The organism is Duganella sp. 1224 (assembly GCF_013408245.1).
GTDB lineage: Bacteria > Pseudomonadota > Gammaproteobacteria > Burkholderiales > Burkholderiaceae_D > Rugamonas.
Genome location: NZ_JACBYS010000005.1, coordinates 26,006 through 43,575 on the forward strand (window position 1 = coordinate 26,006; position 17,570 = coordinate 43,575).

At 63.3% G+C, this 17,570-nt stretch carries 17 protein-coding genes; 5 read left to right on the top strand and 12 right to left on the bottom strand.

The features are described 5' to 3' along the window. The first annotated feature begins 2 nt into the window (after positions 1-2). On the top strand, positions 3-905 hold the full coding sequence (locus FHW58_RS20245) for an MBL fold metallo-hydrolase (RefSeq protein WP_179674982.1): 903 nt from the start codon (positions 3-5) through the stop codon (positions 903-905). A 90-nt stretch (positions 906-995) separates the two neighbouring features. Beyond that, entirely contained in the window at positions 996-1,949 is a 954-nt protein-coding gene (locus FHW58_RS20250; RefSeq protein WP_179674983.1) for a nitronate monooxygenase family protein, read from the top strand. On the opposite strand, the gene FHW58_RS20255 is transcribed toward FHW58_RS20250, so the two are convergent. Together FHW58_RS20255 and FHW58_RS20260 are read right to left on the bottom strand one after the other, a co-directional pair. Further along, positions 1,950-3,413 carry an amidohydrolase family protein gene (locus tag FHW58_RS20255; protein ID WP_179674984.1) on the bottom strand — a complete coding sequence of 488 codons (1,464 nt, stop codon included), beginning with the start codon at positions 3,411-3,413 and terminating at the stop codon, positions 1,950-1,952. A gap of 78 nt (positions 3,414-3,491) precedes the next feature. Next, positions 3,492-4,601: a helix-turn-helix transcriptional regulator gene (locus tag FHW58_RS20260; protein ID WP_179674985.1), complete on the bottom strand. Its 1,110-nt coding sequence runs from the start codon at positions 4,599-4,601 to the stop codon at positions 3,492-3,494. 68 nt (positions 4,602-4,669) lie between these two features. Here FHW58_RS20260 and FHW58_RS20265 point away from each other — a divergent pair, with 68 nt between their 5' ends. After that, the gene (locus FHW58_RS20265) at positions 4,670-5,857 is read left to right on the top strand and encodes a tetratricopeptide repeat protein (RefSeq protein ID WP_179674986.1); all 1,188 of its coding nucleotides are present in this window, start codon (positions 4,670-4,672) and stop codon (positions 5,855-5,857) included. Here FHW58_RS20265 and FHW58_RS20270 read toward each other — a convergent pair. Genes FHW58_RS20270 through FHW58_RS20310 form a run of 9 tightly spaced genes read right to left on the bottom strand, consistent with a single transcriptional unit; the run spans position 5,854 to position 14,964 of the window. Next, positions 5,854-6,423: a hypoxanthine-guanine phosphoribosyltransferase gene (locus tag FHW58_RS20270; RefSeq protein ID WP_179674987.1), complete on the bottom strand. Its 570-nt coding sequence runs from the start codon at positions 6,421-6,423 to the stop codon at positions 5,854-5,856. The two genes, FHW58_RS20265 and FHW58_RS20270, sit on opposite strands and share 4 nt — an antisense overlap. Positions 6,424-6,459: 36 nt before the next feature. After that, complete coding sequence (locus FHW58_RS20275) at positions 6,460-7,713, bottom strand: phenylacetate--CoA ligase family protein (protein WP_179674988.1); 1,254 nt, start codon at positions 7,711-7,713, stop codon at positions 6,460-6,462. Between the two features lie 2 nt (positions 7,714-7,715). Beyond that, on the bottom strand, positions 7,716-8,066 hold the full coding sequence (locus FHW58_RS20280) for an MmcQ/YjbR family DNA-binding protein (protein ID WP_179674989.1): 351 nt from the start codon (positions 8,064-8,066) through the stop codon (positions 7,716-7,718). Between the two features lie 8 nt (positions 8,067-8,074). Continuing rightward, positions 8,075-8,908: an ABC transporter ATP-binding protein gene (locus FHW58_RS20285; protein ID WP_179674990.1), complete on the bottom strand. Its 834-nt coding sequence runs from the start codon at positions 8,906-8,908 to the stop codon at positions 8,075-8,077. Further along, positions 8,905-10,209 carry an ABC transporter substrate-binding protein gene (locus FHW58_RS20290; RefSeq protein WP_179674991.1) on the bottom strand — a complete coding sequence of 435 codons (1,305 nt, stop codon included), beginning with the start codon at positions 10,207-10,209 and terminating at the stop codon, positions 8,905-8,907. Before FHW58_RS20290 ends, FHW58_RS20285 begins: the two co-directional genes overlap by 4 nt. A 21-nt stretch (positions 10,210-10,230) precedes the next feature. Next, entirely contained in the window at positions 10,231-11,289 is a 1,059-nt protein-coding gene (locus FHW58_RS20295; RefSeq protein ID WP_179674992.1) for a branched-chain amino acid ABC transporter permease, read from the bottom strand. Next, complete coding sequence (locus FHW58_RS20300; protein WP_179674993.1) at positions 11,289-12,185, bottom strand: branched-chain amino acid ABC transporter permease; 897 nt, start codon at positions 12,183-12,185, stop codon at positions 11,289-11,291. The genes FHW58_RS20295 and FHW58_RS20300 overlap by 1 nt, the downstream gene beginning before the upstream one ends. Further along, positions 12,182-13,003, bottom strand: coding sequence for an ABC transporter ATP-binding protein (locus FHW58_RS20305; RefSeq protein ID WP_179674994.1), 822 nt, complete (start codon positions 13,001-13,003; stop codon positions 12,182-12,184). The genes FHW58_RS20300 and FHW58_RS20305 overlap by 4 nt, the downstream gene beginning before the upstream one ends. 14 nt (positions 13,004-13,017) lie before the next feature. After that, positions 13,018-14,964, bottom strand: a complete 1,947-nt coding sequence (locus FHW58_RS20310) for a long-chain fatty acid--CoA ligase (protein WP_373996718.1) — start codon at positions 14,962-14,964, stop codon at positions 13,018-13,020. A 110-nt stretch (positions 14,965-15,074) separates the two neighbouring features. Between FHW58_RS20310 and FHW58_RS20315 the strand changes: the two genes are divergently transcribed. After that, positions 15,075-15,764: a Crp/Fnr family transcriptional regulator gene (locus FHW58_RS20315; protein WP_179674996.1), complete on the top strand. Its 690-nt coding sequence runs from the start codon at positions 15,075-15,077 to the stop codon at positions 15,762-15,764. 25 nt (positions 15,765-15,789) lie between these two features. Here FHW58_RS20315 and FHW58_RS20320 read toward each other — a convergent pair whose 3' ends face one another. Beyond that, on the bottom strand, positions 15,790-16,692 hold the full coding sequence (locus tag FHW58_RS20320) for a LysR family transcriptional regulator (protein WP_179674997.1): 903 nt from the start codon (positions 16,690-16,692) through the stop codon (positions 15,790-15,792). Positions 16,693-16,793: 101 nt separating this feature from the next. Here FHW58_RS20320 and FHW58_RS20325 point away from each other — a divergent pair, with 101 nt between their 5' ends. Further along, entirely contained in the window at positions 16,794-17,570 is a 777-nt protein-coding gene (locus FHW58_RS20325; RefSeq protein WP_179674998.1) for an SDR family oxidoreductase, read from the top strand.

Consider the following 17,570-nt stretch of genomic DNA (forward strand, 5'->3'; position numbering starts at 1 on the left):
CCATGCTGCCCGAGGCGATACAGGTGCTGCAGCGGGGCTGGCTGTCGTCCAACAACATCCTGCTGCTGGGACGGCACGACACGGCCATCATCGATACCGGCTACGTCAGCCACGCGCAGCAAACGCTGGAACTGGTGCGCCACGTGCTGCACGGCCGCCATCTGGACCAGATCATCAACACCCACCTGCATTCCGACCATTGCGGCGGCAACGCCATGCTGCAGGCGCACTTTGGCTGCCAGACCTCGATCCCGGTGGCGGAGGCCGACAAGGTGCGGCACTGGGACGTGGAGGCGCTCAGTTTCAAGGCCACCGGCCAGCGCTGCGACCGCTTCACCTTCGACGCCACCATCGCGCCCGGCGACACGCTGACGCTGGGCGACATGGCATGGCAGGCGCTGGCCGCGCCCGGCCACGATCCGCATGCGCTGATTTTTTACTGTCCCCAGGAAAAAGTGCTGGTGTCGGCCGACGCGCTGTGGGAAAACGGCTTCGGCGTCATCTTTCCCGAGCTGGACGGCCAGTCCGGTTTTGCCGAAGAGCGCGCCACGCTGGACCTGATTGCCGGGCTGGACGTGGCGGTCGTCATCCCCGGCCACGGCGCGCCGTTCACCGACATGGCCGGCGCGCTGGCCCGCGCGCGTTCGCGGCTGGACTACCTGGAAGCTGATCCGGTCCGCAACGCGCAGAACGCGCTGAAGGTGCTGCTCAAGTTCCTGTTGCTGGAGCGCCAGCGGATCGCGCTGGCCGATGTGCCGGCGTTGCTGACCTCGATGCCGGTGTTCGCGGCCGCCAATAGCAACTTTCTGAAGCAGTCGCCGGACCAGCTCGGCCGCTGGGCAGTGGGCCAGCTGGTACGCAGCGCTGCCGCCCGCGTAGAGGGTGAGTACTTACTTAACCAGTAAATGTAGAGGGTTTGCCCTAGTTTCGGCACGATCGTACTATTTTCGAACTATAATCGTTCACACCGATCAACTCACGTCAGCGAGTACGCCATGACCTTGCCCGCAGTCTTGCAAAACCTCACCCTTCCCGTCATCGCATCCCCGATGTTCATCGCCAGTGGACCGGCGCTGGTGGCGGCCCAGTGCAAGGCCGGCATAGTCGGCTCGTTCCCGGCGCTGAACGCGCGTCCGGCCGAGCTGCTGGATGTGTGGCTGACCGATCTGCAGAAGGAGCTGGCCGATTTCCAGGCCGCCAACCCGGACAAGCGCGTCGGCCCGATCGCCGTCAACCAGATCGTACACCAGTCCAACGACCGCCTCGCGCATGACGTCGAAGTGTGCGTCAAGCACCAGATTCCGATCATCATCTCGTCGCTGCGCGCGCCGCCGAAAGAGATGCTGGACGCCATCCACAGCTACGGCGGCATCGTGCTGCACGATGTGATTTCCATCCGTCACGCCGAAAAGGCGCTGGAAGCCGGCGTGGACGGCCTGATCCTGGTGGCCAGCGGCGCCGGGGGCCATGCGGGCACGCTGTCGCCGTTCGCGCTGGTGGGCGAGGTGCGCAAGTTCTTCAAGGGCCCGATTGCGCTGTCCGGATCGATTGCAACCGGTGACGCGATCCTGGCGGCCCAGGCCATGGGCGCCGACTTTGCCTACATTGGTTCGCGCTGGCTGGCCACCAAGGAATCCAACGTCAGCGACGGCTACCGCGAGGCGATCATCGAGTCGACCGCCGCGGATATCGTCTATTCGAACCTGTTCACCGGAGTTCACGGCAATTACCTGAAAAAATCCATCGTGGCCGCAGGCCTCGACCCGGACGCGCTGCCGACCGCCGACAAGACCGCGATGAACTTCGGTTCCAGCAGCGCCAAGGCCTGGCGCGACATCTGGGGCGCCGGTCAGGGCGTCGGCCTGATGGATGACATTCCCTCGGCCGGCGACATGGTCGAGCGCCTGAAGCGCGAGTACGACGCCGCCCGCGCCCGCCTGGCGCTGTAATCACTGGCCGACGGCGAGGCTGTCGCGCGCCATCGGTTTGCCGCGCAGCCAGACTGTGTTTACCGTATCGTAGGCACGGACGTCTTGCAGCGGCGACTCTTTCATCAGCACCAGGTTCGCCACCTTGCCGGCTTCGATGGTGCCCAGATCCCGATCCAGGTGGAAGGCCCGGGCGTTGTTGATGGTGGCCGCCTGGAACAACTGGGCCAGCGACAGCCCCGCGTTGTGCAGGTTTTGCATTTCCAGATAGCCGTTCAGCCCGGGAATATTTCCGTAGGTTGGTGAGGATGGCGTGTCGGTGCCGAACAGGAAGTTGGCGTTTTTGCTCGCCAGATAGGCCACCACCTGGCGCTGACGGCGCAGCGGCGCTTCCATGCCGTGACGAACGTCCTCGTCAGTCTCACCCGGTTCCGCCACTTCCTCCTTGAACCAGCTGCCTTCCGGCGTCTTCAGCCACGCCAGCATGGCGGGCGGCAGCAGTTTGGCCAGGGCCGGGGTGTTCAGATAATCGGGATCGACATAGGCGCGCAGGCCGTACAGCACTTGCATGGTCGGCTGGTAGCCGATGCGGCGCTCGACGATTTTGTCCAGCAATTGTTTGATTTCGTCTGGTAACTCCGGCGAATTGTTCAGCGCACCCCAGTGCCACATGCCGTGCGCCAGGACGTCGACGCCGCCGTTGACGGCGAAGGTCTGGGCTTCAAACGAGTTGCCGTGGGTGACCAGCGTGAGGCCGTCGCGGGTGGCGGCGGCGCGCACCTCGCCATAGACGGCCGGGCTCATCACCGGCAGATTGCGCTGGCTGCCAAAGCCGTGTTCATAGTGGGTCTTGACGCAAATGGCGCCGTCCGCCTTCGCCCGCGCTACCCCTTTCGCGGGCGTGTAGTCCTCGGGCTTGTAGCGGCTGGGAATCTTGTCGGCCTGGGCCGGGTCGTAGATGAAGTTGGAAAACATCTCGAAGCGGTGTTCCGGCGGCGCGTAGGAGGAAGGGTAGCCGTTGGCAAACACCAGCGGCGGACCGCAGTCATAAATGTCCGGATGGCGCGGCATGGCCTTGACGCGGTTGATGAAGTCGCGGCTGCCTGCCGCCAGATCAATGACGGTGGTATAGCCATAGTAGAGGTAAGATCGCGGCATTTGCGCGAAATAGGCGTTGGCCATGGCTTGCATGTGGTCGGCCTGCTCGAAGCTCATGCCGGGCACGGCGAACAGGTGGACGTGGGAATCGATCAGGCCGGGCGTCAGGTAGTAGCCCTTGCCATCGACGCGGGTGGCGCCCTTGGGGACGTTGCTGCCGGTGCCGCGCTCCACGCGGACGATGCGGTCGTTGTCGATCAGGACACTGCCGGTGTCAATGCGGTCCAGTTTTTCCGGCGACACCAGCCTGACGTTGGTGATCCAGGTCTGGGCGGCGATGGCTGGCGCGCAGACCAGAAAGCTGAAGGCGAGGTGGGTAAGTTTCATGCGTGGCTCCTGGTTGAGATGCCCCAGTGTGCCGCGCCAGGCCGGTCGCGGCGTCGCAAATGATGATCTGGCACCTCGTTAGGCGGTAGTTTTTGCCTGTTCGCGGAATTCGCCGGGCGTCATGTCGGTGTATTTCTTGAATGCGCGGTTCATCGCGCTTTTGCTGTTAAATCCGGCGATCATTGCCAGGTCGAGGATGCTGGTGGCGGCCTGTTGCGGGTCTTGCAGGGCCAGTTTGAGGGCCTCGACGCGGTGGCGGTTGAGGTAGTCGGCGAAATTGGTGCCGCAGTGCTGGTTGATCAATTGGGACAGCTCGTGTGGCGTCATGGCGACCCGTTCGGCCAGGTCTTCCAGCTTGAGTTCGCCGTTGCGGTAGGGCTGGTCCTGCGCCATGCAGGCGGTCAGCCGGGCCAGGAAGGCGTCGCGGTCGGCGGCGGATAACGGTTTGTCGGCGTAGCGCGGCTTGGGTGGTGGCGCAGGCGGCAGCGCGCGCGGCCGGTAGCCCAGCGGCAGGCGCATCGCCGTGTAGGCGGTGGCGAACACGAACAGCATCAGCGCGCCGCCGTCCACGGCCTCCACCGACAGTGGTTGATCGATGTCGAATGCCGCCATCGCCACCGCCAGCGCGCTCAGCACGGCGCTGGCCAGCCATAGCCGCATCAGGCGGCGCAGGTCGGTCACCAGTTCCGAATCCGCCGGCACCCGCCGCACCAGCCGGTAGCTGGCGCGCAGGTAAAAGAACAGGATGACCAGCTTCACCACGGCGCCCAGCGCCAGGTACCACGGCCAGCCGCGCAGCTGGCGCATCCACGCCAGTTTTTCGTCCGCCGGGCGCAGGTAGAAGGGCAGCATGGCGAGCGTGGCGACCGCGAACGGCAGAAAATGCAGCAGCGCGCGCCCGCCCAGCGGCTGGTCGGACAGCATGGCGCGCAGGTACAGATACAGCAGCGGCCCCACCGCCAGCCCGAGCGTGACGATGGCCAGCGCGCTGTGCGGATAGACGCGGTACAGGTGGTTCAGCCCCAGCCAGGCGTGCCCGATGATGGCGGAAAACACCAGCAACAGCGCCGACAGCAGCCGGTTGGCGGTGCGCATTTCCGGCTGGCGCGGGTTGAATAGCGCGATGCTGAGAAACACGGCCTGCGCGATGGCCGCCAGGAAAAGCCAGGAAATGATTGTATTCACCATGATACAAATCCTGACATTTTTAGCAATCCAAAGCAATTACAATTAACGCAATATTGCGGAGGATGGTCATGAAAACTGGATATGCAGTATCCCTGTTGCTGGCGCTGGTGTGCGCCGCCGGTCAGGCATCCGTATTGCCGAACCAGGCGGCGGCGCCATTGCAGCAGGAGGCGGTGGTGCTGACCGCGCAAGGCAAATACAAGGATGCCATCGCCAAGTTCCAGGAGGCAGCCAAGGCTGATCCGGCCGCGTCGGGGCCGCTGGCTGGCATCGCGAACGTGTTGATGATGGCGTCGCTGCAGGCGCAGGGCGAGGCGGCGGCGCGCTTGCGCGGCCAGGCCGAGAGCGTGGCCCGCCAGGCGCTGGCGCTGGGGGCGGACGACCCGCTGGCACAGGAAGTGTTGCGCCATCTGCTGGATGACAAACCGGCGCCGCTGCATGTGCCCACGCCGGCCGCCGCCAAAGCGATGCAGGAAGGCGAAGTGTTGTTCCATGCGAAGCAGTACGACGAGGCGCTGGCCAAATACCAGGAAGCGGCGCGCCTGGATCCGCAGTATTCGGCCGCCGAGGTGTATGCCGGCGACTGCTACTTTGCGCAGAAAAAGTGGCCGGAGTCCGAAGAACGCTTCCGCAAGGCGACCGAGATCGAACCGTTGAACGGCCAGGCCTGGCGCTTCCTGGCCGATGCCTTGTCATGGCAGGGCAAGTGGCCGGCGGCGGAAACCGCGCTGTTCAACGGCATCGCCGCGCAGCCCAACCAGTTGCCGACCTGGGACAAGCTGGCGTCGCTGCGCGGCAAGCAGGGTTACCCGCTGACGGCGCTGCATCTCCAGCGCAAGTCCTTCGTGAAGCTGGACGCCAATGGCAAGTTCGTCATCAATCTGGATGAACAATACCGCGACGATAAAGCCAGGCTGGCGGGAGATGGCGCGATGTGGTTTGCCTATGCCGCGTTTGAAGTCGATGCGCGCCTGAAGAACCAGCAGGCCAATGTGGCCGATCAGCCGTTTGCGATTGAAGTGGCGGCGTGGCGCTCGGCGTTAAAGGTGGTTGACGAGGTGGTGGCCAATGGCGGCGACGACATCCACGATCCAGCGCTGCTGAACCTGCGCATGCTGGCCAGGGACGGCCAGCTGGAAGCGGGGCTGATGCTGTTGCAGTACCGCGAGTCCTGGCGCGCCGAATTCGAGGCGTGGAAAAAAGCGCACCCGGACGGCGTCCGCAAATTCGTCAACACCTATGCGCTGCGTCCTTAGTTGTCGGTCTTGATCGCCCACAGGCCCGGCAGGTTGCGCCAGTAGCCATAGGCGTCCATCCCAAAGCCGACCACGAAGCGGTTGGGGATGGTGATGCCAACGATGTCCGCCTTCACCGGCTTGGTCTTGCCGATCGCCTTGTCGCAGAACACGGCCAGGATCACTTCCCTGGCGCCCATGTCCAGCAGGCGCTGTTTGACGTGGGCCAGCGTTTCACCCTCGTCCAGAATATCATCCAGCACGATCACGGTGCGGCCGCTGACGTTTGAGCGCGGCACCACTTTCCACACCACTTCGCCGCCGCGGTCCTCGTCGCCGTAGCGGCTGACGTGGATGTAGTCGAATTCGAGCGGGAAGGTCAGCTGCGGCAGCAGGTTGCCGGTGAAAACCACGGCGCCGCCCATCACGCCCAGCACCAGCGGGAACTCCTCGCTGTCCGGATGGTTGAAGCGGGCGTTGAGCGTGTCGGCCATCGCGCTGACGGCGGTGTCGACGTCCTGTTTCGAATACAGTTCTTCGGCGCTCTGCATCAGGGCGCGGGCGCGGTTGTGGTGGAAGTCTTGCATGATCTTTTGTTAAACGAACGTGTGAAGGACGATATTTTACTGGTAATCGCGGACGTCGGCGATCACCTTGCCGTCGTTGGGCAGGCTGCCGATGGCGACAAACCGCACCTCGCCGCGCAATTTGGTCAGCCTGCGGATCGAGTCGATGATGTCGCCGTCGCTGGCGCTGGCGGGATCGGCCACCTCGCAATGCAGCGTCATCGTCTCCTGCGCGATCTGGCCGGACACCACCAGCCGCGCCTTCACAATCTGCGGATGGCGGCGCGCGATGTCATGCACCTGCGACGGGTGCACGAACATGCCGCGCACCTTGGTGGTCTGGTCGGCGCGTCCCAGCCAGCCCTTGATGCGGGTGTTGGTGCGGCCGCACGGCAGCGGCGGCGCACCGGTCAGTATCGCCGACAGGTCGCCGGTGGCAAAACGGATCAGCGGGTAGTCGGGATTGAACACCGTGATTACCACCTCGCCCACTTCGCCCGGCGGCACCGGCTCGCCGCTGCCGGGGCGGACGATTTCCAGGATCACGTCCTCGTCCAGCACCATGCCGGGATCGCGCGCGTCGCCGCTGTGGGTTTCGTAGGCGATGCTGCCGATATCGGCCGAGGCGTACATCTGCAGCACGCGCGGCACGCCATGTTCCATCAGCCATGCGCGCAGCGATTCCGGCAGTGCCTCGGCGCCGACCATGGCCTGGCGGATGCTGCCGATATCGACGTTCATCTCGCGCGCCTTCTCGATGATGATCTTCAGGAAGGACGGCGTGCCGACATAGGTGTCCGGCCGCAGCGCGTGGATGGCTTGCACCTGCATCTCGGTCTGGCCGCTGCCGGCCGGGATCACCGCGCAGCCAATGCGCGCGGCGCCGCCTTCCACCATGAACGCCGCCGGCGTGAAATGGTAGGAAAAACAGTTTTGCAGCAGACTGCCTGCGCGCACGCCGGCCGCATACATCGGCCGCGCGAAACGCCAGCAGTCCTGGCGGCGCCCTTCGGGATCGAAGATGGGGCCGGGCGACATGTAGACGCGCGCCAGCTGGCCGATCGGCGTGGTATTCAGGCCGCCAAATGGCGGCTGTTGCGTTTGCAGGTCGCGCAGCCCGGACTTGCGCGTGACCGGCAACGTGGCCAAGGCCGCGCGGCTGTCGATGTCGGCCGGGTTGACGTCCTTGAGGATGCGCGCCCAGCCGGCGGCGGCCTTGGCGCGCGCCACCAGTTGCGGCAGGCGCGCCATCAGATCGCGTTCGCGCTGTTCCGGCGGGCGTGTTTCCAGGCTGTCGAGCGTATCGGACATGATCATGCTCCTTGTATTTCGCGTTGCAGTTTCCTGGTCAGTTTGGCGAACACCAGTTCGTAGGAGCGCCGCAGCAGTTCTGCCGCCTCGGCATCGCTGACGGCCTTGGGGTCTTCGATATAGACCCATTTGGCGCGCGCCAGATACGGTGCCGGAATGATGCCGGAACGGTCGGTCAGTTCCAGGAAGCGGTCGTCATCCACCTTGAAGCTGATGCCCCGTTCGCTGCCGTCCGCGCCGGTCACGGCGAACATTTTTTCGCCGACGGAGAACACCAGATTGGTTTCCCATTTGATGTCCTCCGTGGCGCCTGGCAGCTTGCGGCAGTAGGCCTTGGCCTTGGTGAGATTCATGCTGTTCCTTACGCTAGCCAGCGCTTGCGGCGCCGGTAAAATTTCATGTCGCGGAAGCTCGTGCGGCCGGCGCCGGAGACGCCGAGGTAGAACTCCTTCACGTCTTCGTTGCAGGCCAGGTCGGCGGCCGCGCCTTCCATCACTACGCGGCCGTTTTCAAGGATGTAGCCAAAGTCGGCATAGCGCAAGGCGATGCTGGTGTTCTGTTCGGCCAGCAGGAAGGAGACGTTTTCCTTGCTGTTCAAGTCCTTGACGATGCCGAAGATCTCTTCGACGATCTGCGGCGCGATGCCCATCGATGGTTCGTCCAGCAGGATCATGGACGGCCGCGCCATCAGCGCGCGGCCGATGGCGCACATCTGCTGCTCGCCGCCGGAGGTGTAACCGGCCTGGCTGCCGCGGCGCTCCTTCAGGCGCGGAAAGTAGTGGTAGACCTTTTCCAGCGATGCCTTCAGTTCCGCGCGCGGAGCGTTGCGCGTGTAGGCGCCGGTGAGCAGGTTTTCCTCGATGCTCAGGTGGCCGAAGCAGTGACGGCCTTCCATCACCTGCGACAGGCCGCGTTTGACCAGTTCATTGGGCGTGAGCTGGTCGATGCGTTCGCCCTTGAACTGAACTTCGCCCTTGGTGACGTCGCCCCGCTCGCCGCGCAGCAGCGTGGAGATGGTCTTCAGCGTGGTGGATTTGCCGGCGCCGTTGGCGCCCAGCAGGGCGACGATCTTGCCCTGCGGGACCTGCAGCGACACGCCCTTCAACACCAGGATGACGTGGTTGTAGATAACCTCGATGTTATTCACAGCCAGGTAGGACGCCGCCGGGAATGCGGTGGTGGCGGCGGCTGTCATTTCAGGCACGCCGGCGTGATTTTCTTCTCGGCCGCATAGGCCGCCGAGCTTTCCTCCAGCAGCCTGCGGGTCAGTGCCTTGTCGCCGATGATCCAGTTGGGCGTGATGGCATTCCACTTCTTGCCATCCCATTGCTGCACTTTGACGGCGCCCGAGCCCTCATGATCGTCACAGCTGGTCTTCACCACCGGCAGCATGCCGAAGGCGCCGATGGCTTTCTGGCGCGCCTCGTCCACGTTCAGGTTCTCCAGGCCCCAGCGCAACTGCTCGCCGCTCACGCGCTTGCCCTTGCCGAACTTCTCCTGCGCGGTGCGCATCGCCTCCACCCACAGGATCGCCGCGCTCACGCCGCGCATGTGATACACGCTGCCGATGCGCGATGGATCGGCCAGATTGCCCTTGCCGGCGTCGTAGAGCTTTTTGCGAATCTCGTCCAGCACCGGGTAGTTGCCCGGCGTGTTGAAGGTCATCGCGCTGTAACCCTTGGCCGCGTCGCCGGTCGGCACGGTGTCTTCCTCCGAGCCAGCCCACCACACGCCGAGGATCTTCTCTCGCGGGAAGCCGTTGCGCTGCGCGGTCTTGATGGCCACCGCGTTCATCGAGCCCCAGCCCCACAGGATCACGTAGTCAGGACGCGCCTGGCGGATCTGCAGCCACTGCGACTGCTGTTCGCTGCCGGGCGGCGTCACCGGAATCTTGATCAGCTCAAAGCCATGCTGCTTCGACAGCGCCTCCAGCACCGGCAGGGGTTCCTTGCCGAAGGCCGAGTCGTGGTACAGGTGGACGATCTTTTTCCCTTTCAGCTTTGCCATGCCGCCCTCCTTGTCGCCGAGGTACTTGATCATCGCGGCGGCCTGGTTCCAGTAGCTGGTGATGAGCGGGAAGACGTAAGGGAAGACCTTGCCGTTGGCGGCATCGGAACGGCCGTAGCCGATCATCGTCATTGGAATCTTGTCGACCGCCAGGCGGTCCAGGATGCCGTAGGCTACGCCGGTGGACAGCGGTTCCACCAGCGTGGCGCCGCCATTCCGGGTTTTCAGGCGCTCGTAGCATTCCACGCCGCGCGACGGGTTGTACTCCGTCTCGCACTCTTCCCATGAAATCTTCACGCCGTTCACGCCGCCGGACAGGTTGACCAGATTGAAGTAGTCGATAATCCCCCCGTAAAAGCCGGAACCGCCCGCCGCGTAAGGGCCCACGCGGTAGGAGGGCAGGGCGACGTACTGCTCCGCGGGCTGCGCGAGGGCGGCGCCGCTGGCCGCCAGCAGCATGCCGGCAACAATGGATGCAAAGCGTTTCATAGACTAGTCTCCTGTATTGTTTTAGTGAGGGAACGGCCACAGACGCAATTTCTCTTTACCTATCTGCCACAGACGCGCCAGGCCGTGCGGCTCGACGATCAGGAAGAAAATAATCAGCGCGCCAAACACCATCAGCTCCAGGTTGGAGGCCACGCTGGTCGGCAGCGCGAGGCTGTGTGCGACGACATTCAGCAGCACCGGCAGCAGCACGATGAAGGCCGCGCCAAGAAAGGAGCCCAACACCGAACCGACGCCGCCGATAATGATCATGAACAGGATGCGGAACGACAGATCGAGGTTGTAGGCTTCCGGCTCCACCGTGCCGAGATAGGCGTACGCATACAGCGCGCCGGCCACGCCGCAGTAGAAGGAGCTGACGGCGAAGGCCAGCAGCTTGGTGCGCATCAGGCGGAAGCCGATCACTTCCGCCGCCACGTCCATGTCGCGCACCGCCATCCATGAGCGGCCGACGTTGGAGCGGATCATGTTCTTGGCCAGCAGCGCCATCACCGCCACCACTCCCAGCACCAGCAGGTATTTGCGGTCCGGCGTGTCAAACGCGTAGCCGAGGATGACGATGGGCTGGGCGGTGATGACGCCGGAAGTGCTGTAATTGGTCAGGTAGGGAATCTTGGTCAGGCACCAGACCACGAAGAACTGCGTGGCCAGCGTGGCGGCGGCGAGATAGAAGCCGCGTATGCGCAGCGACGGCAGGCCGAAGGCGATGCCGACCAGCGCGGCGCTCAGGCCTCCCAGCACAAACGCGACCAGCACCGGCAAGCCGGGAATGCGCAGGATGAAGTTATACGATGCGAACGCGCCCACCGCCATGAAGGCAGCCGTACCCAGCGACAGCTGCCCCGCGTAGCCGGTCAGGATGTTGAGGCCGAGCGCGGCCAGCGAGAAAATCAGGAAGGGAATCAGAATCGCCGACAGCACATACGGCGACGCCAGCAGCGGCACAAACACGATGGCCACCGCCAGCAAGGCCAGCATGGCGATGCGGTCCTGCACGATGGGGAAGATCTGGCCATCGGCCTCGTAGCTGGTCTTGAATTGTCCTGCTTCGCGGTAAAGCATCAGATCCTCCGGATGATTTTTTCGCCGAACAGCCCTTCCGGCCGCACCAGCAGGAACAGCAGCGCCAGCACGTAGGGGAACCAGCCCTCGATGCCGCCGCCGACCAGCGGTCCGATATACACCTCGGCCAGTTTTTCGGACGCGCCGATGATCAGGCCACCGACGATCGCGCCCGGCATCGACGTAAAGCCGCCGAGAATCAGCACCGGCAGCGCCTTCAGCGCCACGAAGGTCAGCGCGAACTGCACGCCATTGCGCGCGCCCCACAGCATCCCCGCCACCAGCGCCACCAGCCCGGCCACCGCCCACAGCACGGCCCAGATGCGCTGCAGCGGAATGCCGACCGCCAGCGCGGCCTGGTGGTCGTCCGCCACCGCGCGCAGCGCGCGGCCGACTTTGGTTTTCGAGAACAGCAGGGCCAGCGTGGTGACCAGCAGCCCGCACACGGCGGCCGCCATGATGTCGAACTGCGAGACGAGGATGTTGTAGTGGTCCATCAGGTACTGCGACGGCACATCTTCGATCGGCAGCTCCAGCTTGCGTACCTGCGCGCCGAACACCAGCTGCGCCAGGCCCTCGATGAAAAAGGCCAGCCCGATGGTGGCCATGAACAGCGTGATTTCCGGCTGGTTGACCAAGGGCCGCAGCACCACGCGCTCGATCGCCAGCCCGAGCGCGATCATCACCGCCACCGTGACCGGCAGCGCGATCCACAGCGATACGCCCAGCTTGTCCATCACGCCGACGCAGGTGAGCGCGGCGAAGTACACCATCGCGCCCTGCGCAAAATTGAATACGCCGGACGCCTTGTAGATCAGCACAAAGCCGATGGCCACCAGCGCGTACATCACGCCGGATAGCAGGCCGCCGATCAGCACCTCGAAGAAGAAGTTCATGGGTGGGCCACTCCCAGGTAGGCGTTGATCACGTCCTGGTTGGCGCGCACTTCGTCCGGTGTGCCGTCGCCGATTTTTTTGCCGTAGTCGAGCACCACAACGCGGTCGGAGATGTCCATCACCACGCCCATGTCATGCTCGATCAGCACAATGGTGGTGCCGAATTGGTCGTTGACGTCGAGGATGAAGCGGCACATGTCCTGTTTTTCCTCGACGTTCATGCCGGCCATGGGTTCGTCCAGCAGCAGGATGTCCGGTTCGGCGGCCAGCGCGCGGCCCAGCTCCACGCGCTTTTGCAGGCCATAAGGCAGGCGGCCCACTGGCGTCTTGCGGATGGCCTGGATCTCCAGGAAGTCGATGATTTCCTCGGCCTTGACGCGGTGGGCGATTTCCTCGCGCCGCGCCGGGCCCCAATACAGCGCCTGCATCAGGAAGCTGGACTTCATCTTCAGGTTACGGCCGGTCATGATGTTGTCCAGCACCGACATGCCCTTGAGCAGCGCGATGTTCTGGAAGGTGCGGGCGATGCCGGATTTGGCCGCCGCGTGGCAGTCCATATTCTTGCGCACCTCGCCGCGATAGACGATCTGCCCTTGCTGCGGGCGGTAGACGCCGTTGATCACGTTCAGCATCGAGCTTTTGCCGGCACCATTGGGGCCGATGATGGCGCGGATTTCGTGCTGGCGCACGTCGAAAGAAATATCGGTCAGCGCGCGCACGCCGCCGAACGACAGCGAAATGTTCTTCAGGTCGAGGATGACCGGGCCGGTGGGCCGGCGCGTTGTGTTGAAGTGCGCTTCAGGTTCATTCATCTGCATGTGCGCCGCCTCCGTCATGCCGCTGCCTGCACGGCAGGGTAGGTTTTGCAGGGTTCGATCTGCAGATCCGCCGCCACCATGCCGGTGCGGCCGTCCTCGAATTTGACCTGTGTTTCGATGTACTGCGCGGTCTTGCCGCTGTAGAGCGCATCGATCAGCACCGCGTACTTCTCGGCGATGAACTTGCGGCGTACCTTGCGCGTGCGGGTCAGCTCATCGTCATCGGGGTCGAGTTCCTTGTGCAGCACCAGGTAGCGGTGGATTTGCGTCTCGCTCATCGACGGTTCGGCGGCCAGGTCGGCGTTGACTTGTTCGATGCAGTCGCGCACCAGGCCATACACGGCGGCGTGCGCGGCCAGGTCGGTATAGCCGGCGTAGGCAATGCCGCGCCGTTCCGCCCAGTTGCCCACCGCTTCCATATCGATGTTGATGAAGGCGCAGACCTCATCGCGTTGGTGGCCGAACACCACCGCCTCCTTGATGAAGGGGAAGAACTTCAACTTGTTCTCGACATAGTTGGGCGCGAAGATGGCGCCGCTGTTCATGCGTCCCACGTCGGCGGCGCGGTCGATGATTTTCAGGTGGCCATCGGCGTCGAACAGGCCGGCGTCGCCGGTGTGGAAGTAGCCTTGCGCATCGATCGCTTCGCTGGTGGCGTCGGGACGCTTGTAGTAGCAGTCCATCAAGGTGGGCGATTTGACCAGCACCTCGCCGTTGTCGGCCAGCCTGACCTCGACGCCGGGCGCCGGCAGGCCGACGCTGTCGAACTTGATCTGCCCATCCGGCTGCAGGCAGATGTAGGCGCAGGTTTCGGTGGAGCCGTAGAACTGCTTGAGGTTGACGCCGATGGAGCGGTAGAAGCGGAACAGGTCCGGCCCGATCGCCGCGCCGGCCGTGTAGGCGACGCGGATGCGCGACATGCCCAGCACGTTTTTCAGCGGCCCATAGACCAGCAGCCTGCCGGCGGCGTAGCGCAGGCGATCGGCCAGCGGCACCGGCTTGCCGTCCAAAATCTGGGCGCCGCAGCGGCGCGCCACGGCCATAAAGTAGTGGAACATGCGGCGCTTGATGGCGCTGGCGTCCTCCATTCGTATCATCACGGTGGTCAGCATGTTCTCGAATACGCGCGGCGGGGCGAAGTAGTAGGTCGGGCCGATTTCGCGCATGTCGGTCATGACTGTTTCGCCGGATTCGGGGCAGTTGACGGTGAAGCCGGCGGTCATCGCCTGGGCGAAGGAGAACAGGCAGTCGCCCACCCAGGCCATCGGCAGGTAGGAGAGGATGTCTTCGGCGTCGGTCAGATTTTCGAAACCGGTGCCGCCGGTGCCGGCGGCCGTCAGCGCGGCGTGGGTCTGGCACACGCCTTTGGGCTTGCCGGTGGTGCCGGAGGTGTAGAGGATGATGGCGTTGTCGCTGCCGCGCCCTTCGGCCACCTGCGCCTCGAAGAAGCCGGGATGGGCCTGGTCCCAGGCGCGGCCCATCTCCTGCACGCGGGCGTAGGAGAGCAGTCCGGGGTGGTGATAGTGGCGCATGCCGCGTTCGTCGTCGTAGGCGATGTGGCGGATGTGGGGGTAGAAAGATTGCAATTCCAGTAATTTGTCGACCTGTTCCTGGTCTTCAACGATGGCGTAGCTGATGTCGGCGTTGTCCAGCACGTAGGCCATGTCGGCTGCGGGGGCGTCCTGGTACAACGGCACCGGCACGCCGCCGAGGCACTGGGCGGCCAGCATGGCCCAGTACAGGCGCGGGCGGTTGTCGCCGACGATGGCCAGATTCATGCCGCGCCGGAAGCCGAGCGCGGCCAGGCCGCAGGCGAGGGCGCGCACTTCGGCGTTGACCTGGGCCCAAGTCCAGCTTTGCCAGATGCCCAGATGCTTTTCCCGGAACGCGGGTTTCTCCGGCCTGACCTGGCCGTGGGCGAGCAGCCGGCGAGGGAACGTCTCGTGTTCTGTTTGCACCAGTGTCTCCTGTTGCTGTTTTGTTTTTTTGTGTGATGATATTAACGTGCCCTGCCGGGGCAAGTTGTCTTTTCGACGACAATTCACAGACTTTTCCATGGTGCGTCGCAAAAATGTCTGATCTGAATCAAATGACTTTGCGGGAGGCGTTGCGTTCGGCGATCTGGGCCAGAGACCTGACGCCGGAACAAATGGCGCGCGTCGAAGCTGATACTGTCGAGACTTTTGTTCCCAAGGGCGGTTATGTGTGCCGCAAGGGAGACATGGTCGAAAACTGGCTGGGGATTATCGACGGCATGGTGAAGATGACTAATTTCTCTTCCAACGGTAAAAGCGTGACATTTACCGGCGTGCCGCGCGGCGGGTGGTTTGGCGAGGGCACGGTATTAAAGAATGAAATCCTCAAATATGATGCGATGGCGTTGCGCGATAGCCGTATCGCGCGCATGCCGGCGGCCACGTTTATGTGGCTGCTCGATAATAGCTTGCCGTTCAGCCGGTTTTTGCTGATGCAATTGAATGAGCGGCTGGGGCAATTTATCGGAATGGTGGAGAATGACCGGCTGCTCAATCCGGATACTCGGGTGGCGCGCTGTCTGGCCTCCTTATACCATGCGCATTTATATCCGAATTTGGAAAGGATTGTGCATATATCGCAGGAGGAGCTTGGATTATTATCCGGGGCCTCGCGCCAGCGCGCGAATCAGGCGTTGCAACTGCTGGAGCGGCGGGGATTGCTGAGTCTGGATTATGGCGGCATTCGCATTCTCGATCTGGAAGGTTTACGGCGTTATGAGGCTTAGCGGGCTTTTTTTCGTTTTGGACATGCTAATTATTGGCATGATCCAGCCAATTTCCGGCGCGAGCGGCGTCGATCAGCACCCGTAGCTTGGGCTGTTGCTGGGTGCGAGCAGGGAAATACAGGTATAGTCCCGACGTACGCGGAATATCATCCGCCAGAATATTCTCCAGCCTCCCTGCCAGTAAATCATTTTTAATTTCTACTGCTGGAAGATAAGCCAATCCTAGCCCTTGGCGCGCGAATTCCGCAATCAAGGTTGTATCGTTGACGATTAATCCGCCCCGGGTTTCCACTTCGCGGTCTTTAAACCGCCAGCGGGGTAATATGCCAGAACTGGGAAAGCGGTAGCGTATGGTTTGATGATGGATTAAATCATCCGGCGTTGCTGGTCTGCCGGCGTCACGGAAATAATCGGGCGAGCCCACCACCATCCATATTAATTCTGGCGTTAATTGCACCATGACCATATCTTTGGCGACCGCATGGCCAAGGCGAATACCGGCGTCATAGCCAGCGGCCACCAAATCAACGACGCCATCGTCGAGAGAAATATCGACATGAATATCCGGGTATCGTCGATGAAATGCCGGAATCAGGGTTTTCAATATCAGGCCGCCCAAGGCGCGGGGCGCCGTCAGACGCAACGTGCCGATCGGTTTGTCGCGATGCGCGTTTAATGCGGAAAAGGCGTCGTCTATTTGCGACGTTGCTGAACGTAACTGCGCGAATAACTCCGCGCCCGCTTCCGTTAAGGCCACGCTGCGGGTGGTTCTCCTGAACAAGATAACCCCGTGCCGTTGCTCCAGCGTCTTGATGGTCTTGCTGACCGCCGTGGTTGTCATGCCCAACTGGGCGGCGGCGGCGCTGAAACTGCGATGCTCGGCCACGGCTAAAAAGGTGCGCACACCGTCGAGGGAGGGTCTTTTCATGATGTATTCTGAACTGATAGTTCAAAGAGCATATCATTTTTAGCCATTTAAGATCATAATCCGCCGCCGTATGATGGGGCCTTTCTTGTCAAGGAGGCGATATGTCGAATGAATTTCAAGGCCAGCGCGTGCTGGTGACCGGCGGCACCAAAGGCGTGGGCCGCGAAGTGGTGGCCCGTTTCCACGCGGCCGGTGCGCGCGTGTTGACGACCGCGCGCAGCCCGGCCGATGACTTGCCGGCGGAGGTGATCTTTGTCGCTGCTGACCTGACCACGGCGGCCGGTTGCGCCGCGGTGGCCGATGCGGTGCAACAGCAACTCGGCGGCGTGGACGCCATCGTGCACGTGGCCGGCGGATCGACGGCGCCGGCCGGCGGTTTCGCCGTGCTGGACGATCAGGAGTGGGAGCGGGCGTTGCATTTGAATCTGATGCCGTCGGTGCGCCTGGATCGAGCGCTGCTGCCGGGCATGCTGGCGCAGGGGCACGGCGTGATTATTCACGTGACGTCGATCCAGAGCCGCCTGCCATTGCCGGCTTCCACCACCGCCTACGCGGCGGCCAAGGCGGCGCTGTCCACCTACAGCAAGAGCTTGTCGAAGGAAGTCACCTCCCGGGGCGTGCGGGTGCTGCGCGTGTCGCCGGGCTGGGTCGAGACCGGCGCGGCCACCGCCTTCCTCGGCGAACTCGCCGCCAAAAACGCCATCACCTATGAAGAAGCACGCGAGAGCGTCATGCAGGCCCTGGGCGGCATTCCGCTGGGCCGTCCCGCCCAGCCGCGCGAGGTGGCCGACCTGATCGCTTTCCTTGCTTCCGACCAGGCCGCTTGCCTGACGGGGCAGGAATACATCATCGACGGCGGCACCGTCCCGGTGGTGTGA

Bases quoted from the DNA above. Each gene is read 5' to 3' on its own strand.
- FHW58_RS20245 (WP_179674982.1), top strand. From the start codon at position 3: ATGCTGCCCGAGGCGATACAGGTGCTGCAGCGGGGCTGGCTGTCGTCC.
- FHW58_RS20250 (WP_179674983.1), top strand. From the start codon at position 996: ATGACCTTGCCCGCAGTCTTGCAAAACCTCACCCTTCCCGTCATCGCA.
- FHW58_RS20255 (WP_179674984.1), bottom strand. From the start codon at position 3,413: ATGAAACTTACCCACCTCGCCTTCAGCTTTCTGGTCTGCGCGCCAGCC.
- FHW58_RS20260 (WP_179674985.1), bottom strand. From the start codon at position 4,601: ATGGTGAATACAATCATTTCCTGGCTTTTCCTGGCGGCCATCGCGCAG.
- FHW58_RS20265 (WP_179674986.1), top strand. From the start codon at position 4,670: ATGAAAACTGGATATGCAGTATCCCTGTTGCTGGCGCTGGTGTGCGCC.
- FHW58_RS20270 (WP_179674987.1), bottom strand. From the start codon at position 6,423: ATGCAAGACTTCCACCACAACCGCGCCCGCGCCCTGATGCAGAGCGCC.
- FHW58_RS20275 (WP_179674988.1), bottom strand. From the start codon at position 7,713: ATGTCCGATACGCTCGACAGCCTGGAAACACGCCCGCCGGAACAGCGC.
- FHW58_RS20280 (WP_179674989.1), bottom strand. From the start codon at position 8,066: ATGAATCTCACCAAGGCCAAGGCCTACTGCCGCAAGCTGCCAGGCGCC.
- FHW58_RS20285 (WP_179674990.1), bottom strand. From the start codon at position 8,908: ATGACAGCCGCCGCCACCACCGCATTCCCGGCGGCGTCCTACCTGGCT.
- FHW58_RS20290 (WP_179674991.1), bottom strand. From the start codon at position 10,209: ATGAAACGCTTTGCATCCATTGTTGCCGGCATGCTGCTGGCGGCCAGC.
- FHW58_RS20295 (WP_179674992.1), bottom strand. From the start codon at position 11,289: ATGCTTTACCGCGAAGCAGGACAATTCAAGACCAGCTACGAGGCCGAT.
- FHW58_RS20300 (WP_179674993.1), bottom strand. From the start codon at position 12,185: ATGAACTTCTTCTTCGAGGTGCTGATCGGCGGCCTGCTATCCGGCGTG.
- FHW58_RS20305 (WP_179674994.1), bottom strand. From the start codon at position 13,003: ATGCAGATGAATGAACCTGAAGCGCACTTCAACACAACGCGCCGGCCC.
- FHW58_RS20315 (WP_179674996.1), top strand. From the start codon at position 15,075: ATGTCTGATCTGAATCAAATGACTTTGCGGGAGGCGTTGCGTTCGGCG.
- FHW58_RS20320 (WP_179674997.1), bottom strand. From the start codon at position 16,692: ATGAAAAGACCCTCCCTCGACGGTGTGCGCACCTTTTTAGCCGTGGCC.
- FHW58_RS20325 (WP_179674998.1), top strand. From the start codon at position 16,794: ATGTCGAATGAATTTCAAGGCCAGCGCGTGCTGGTGACCGGCGGCACC.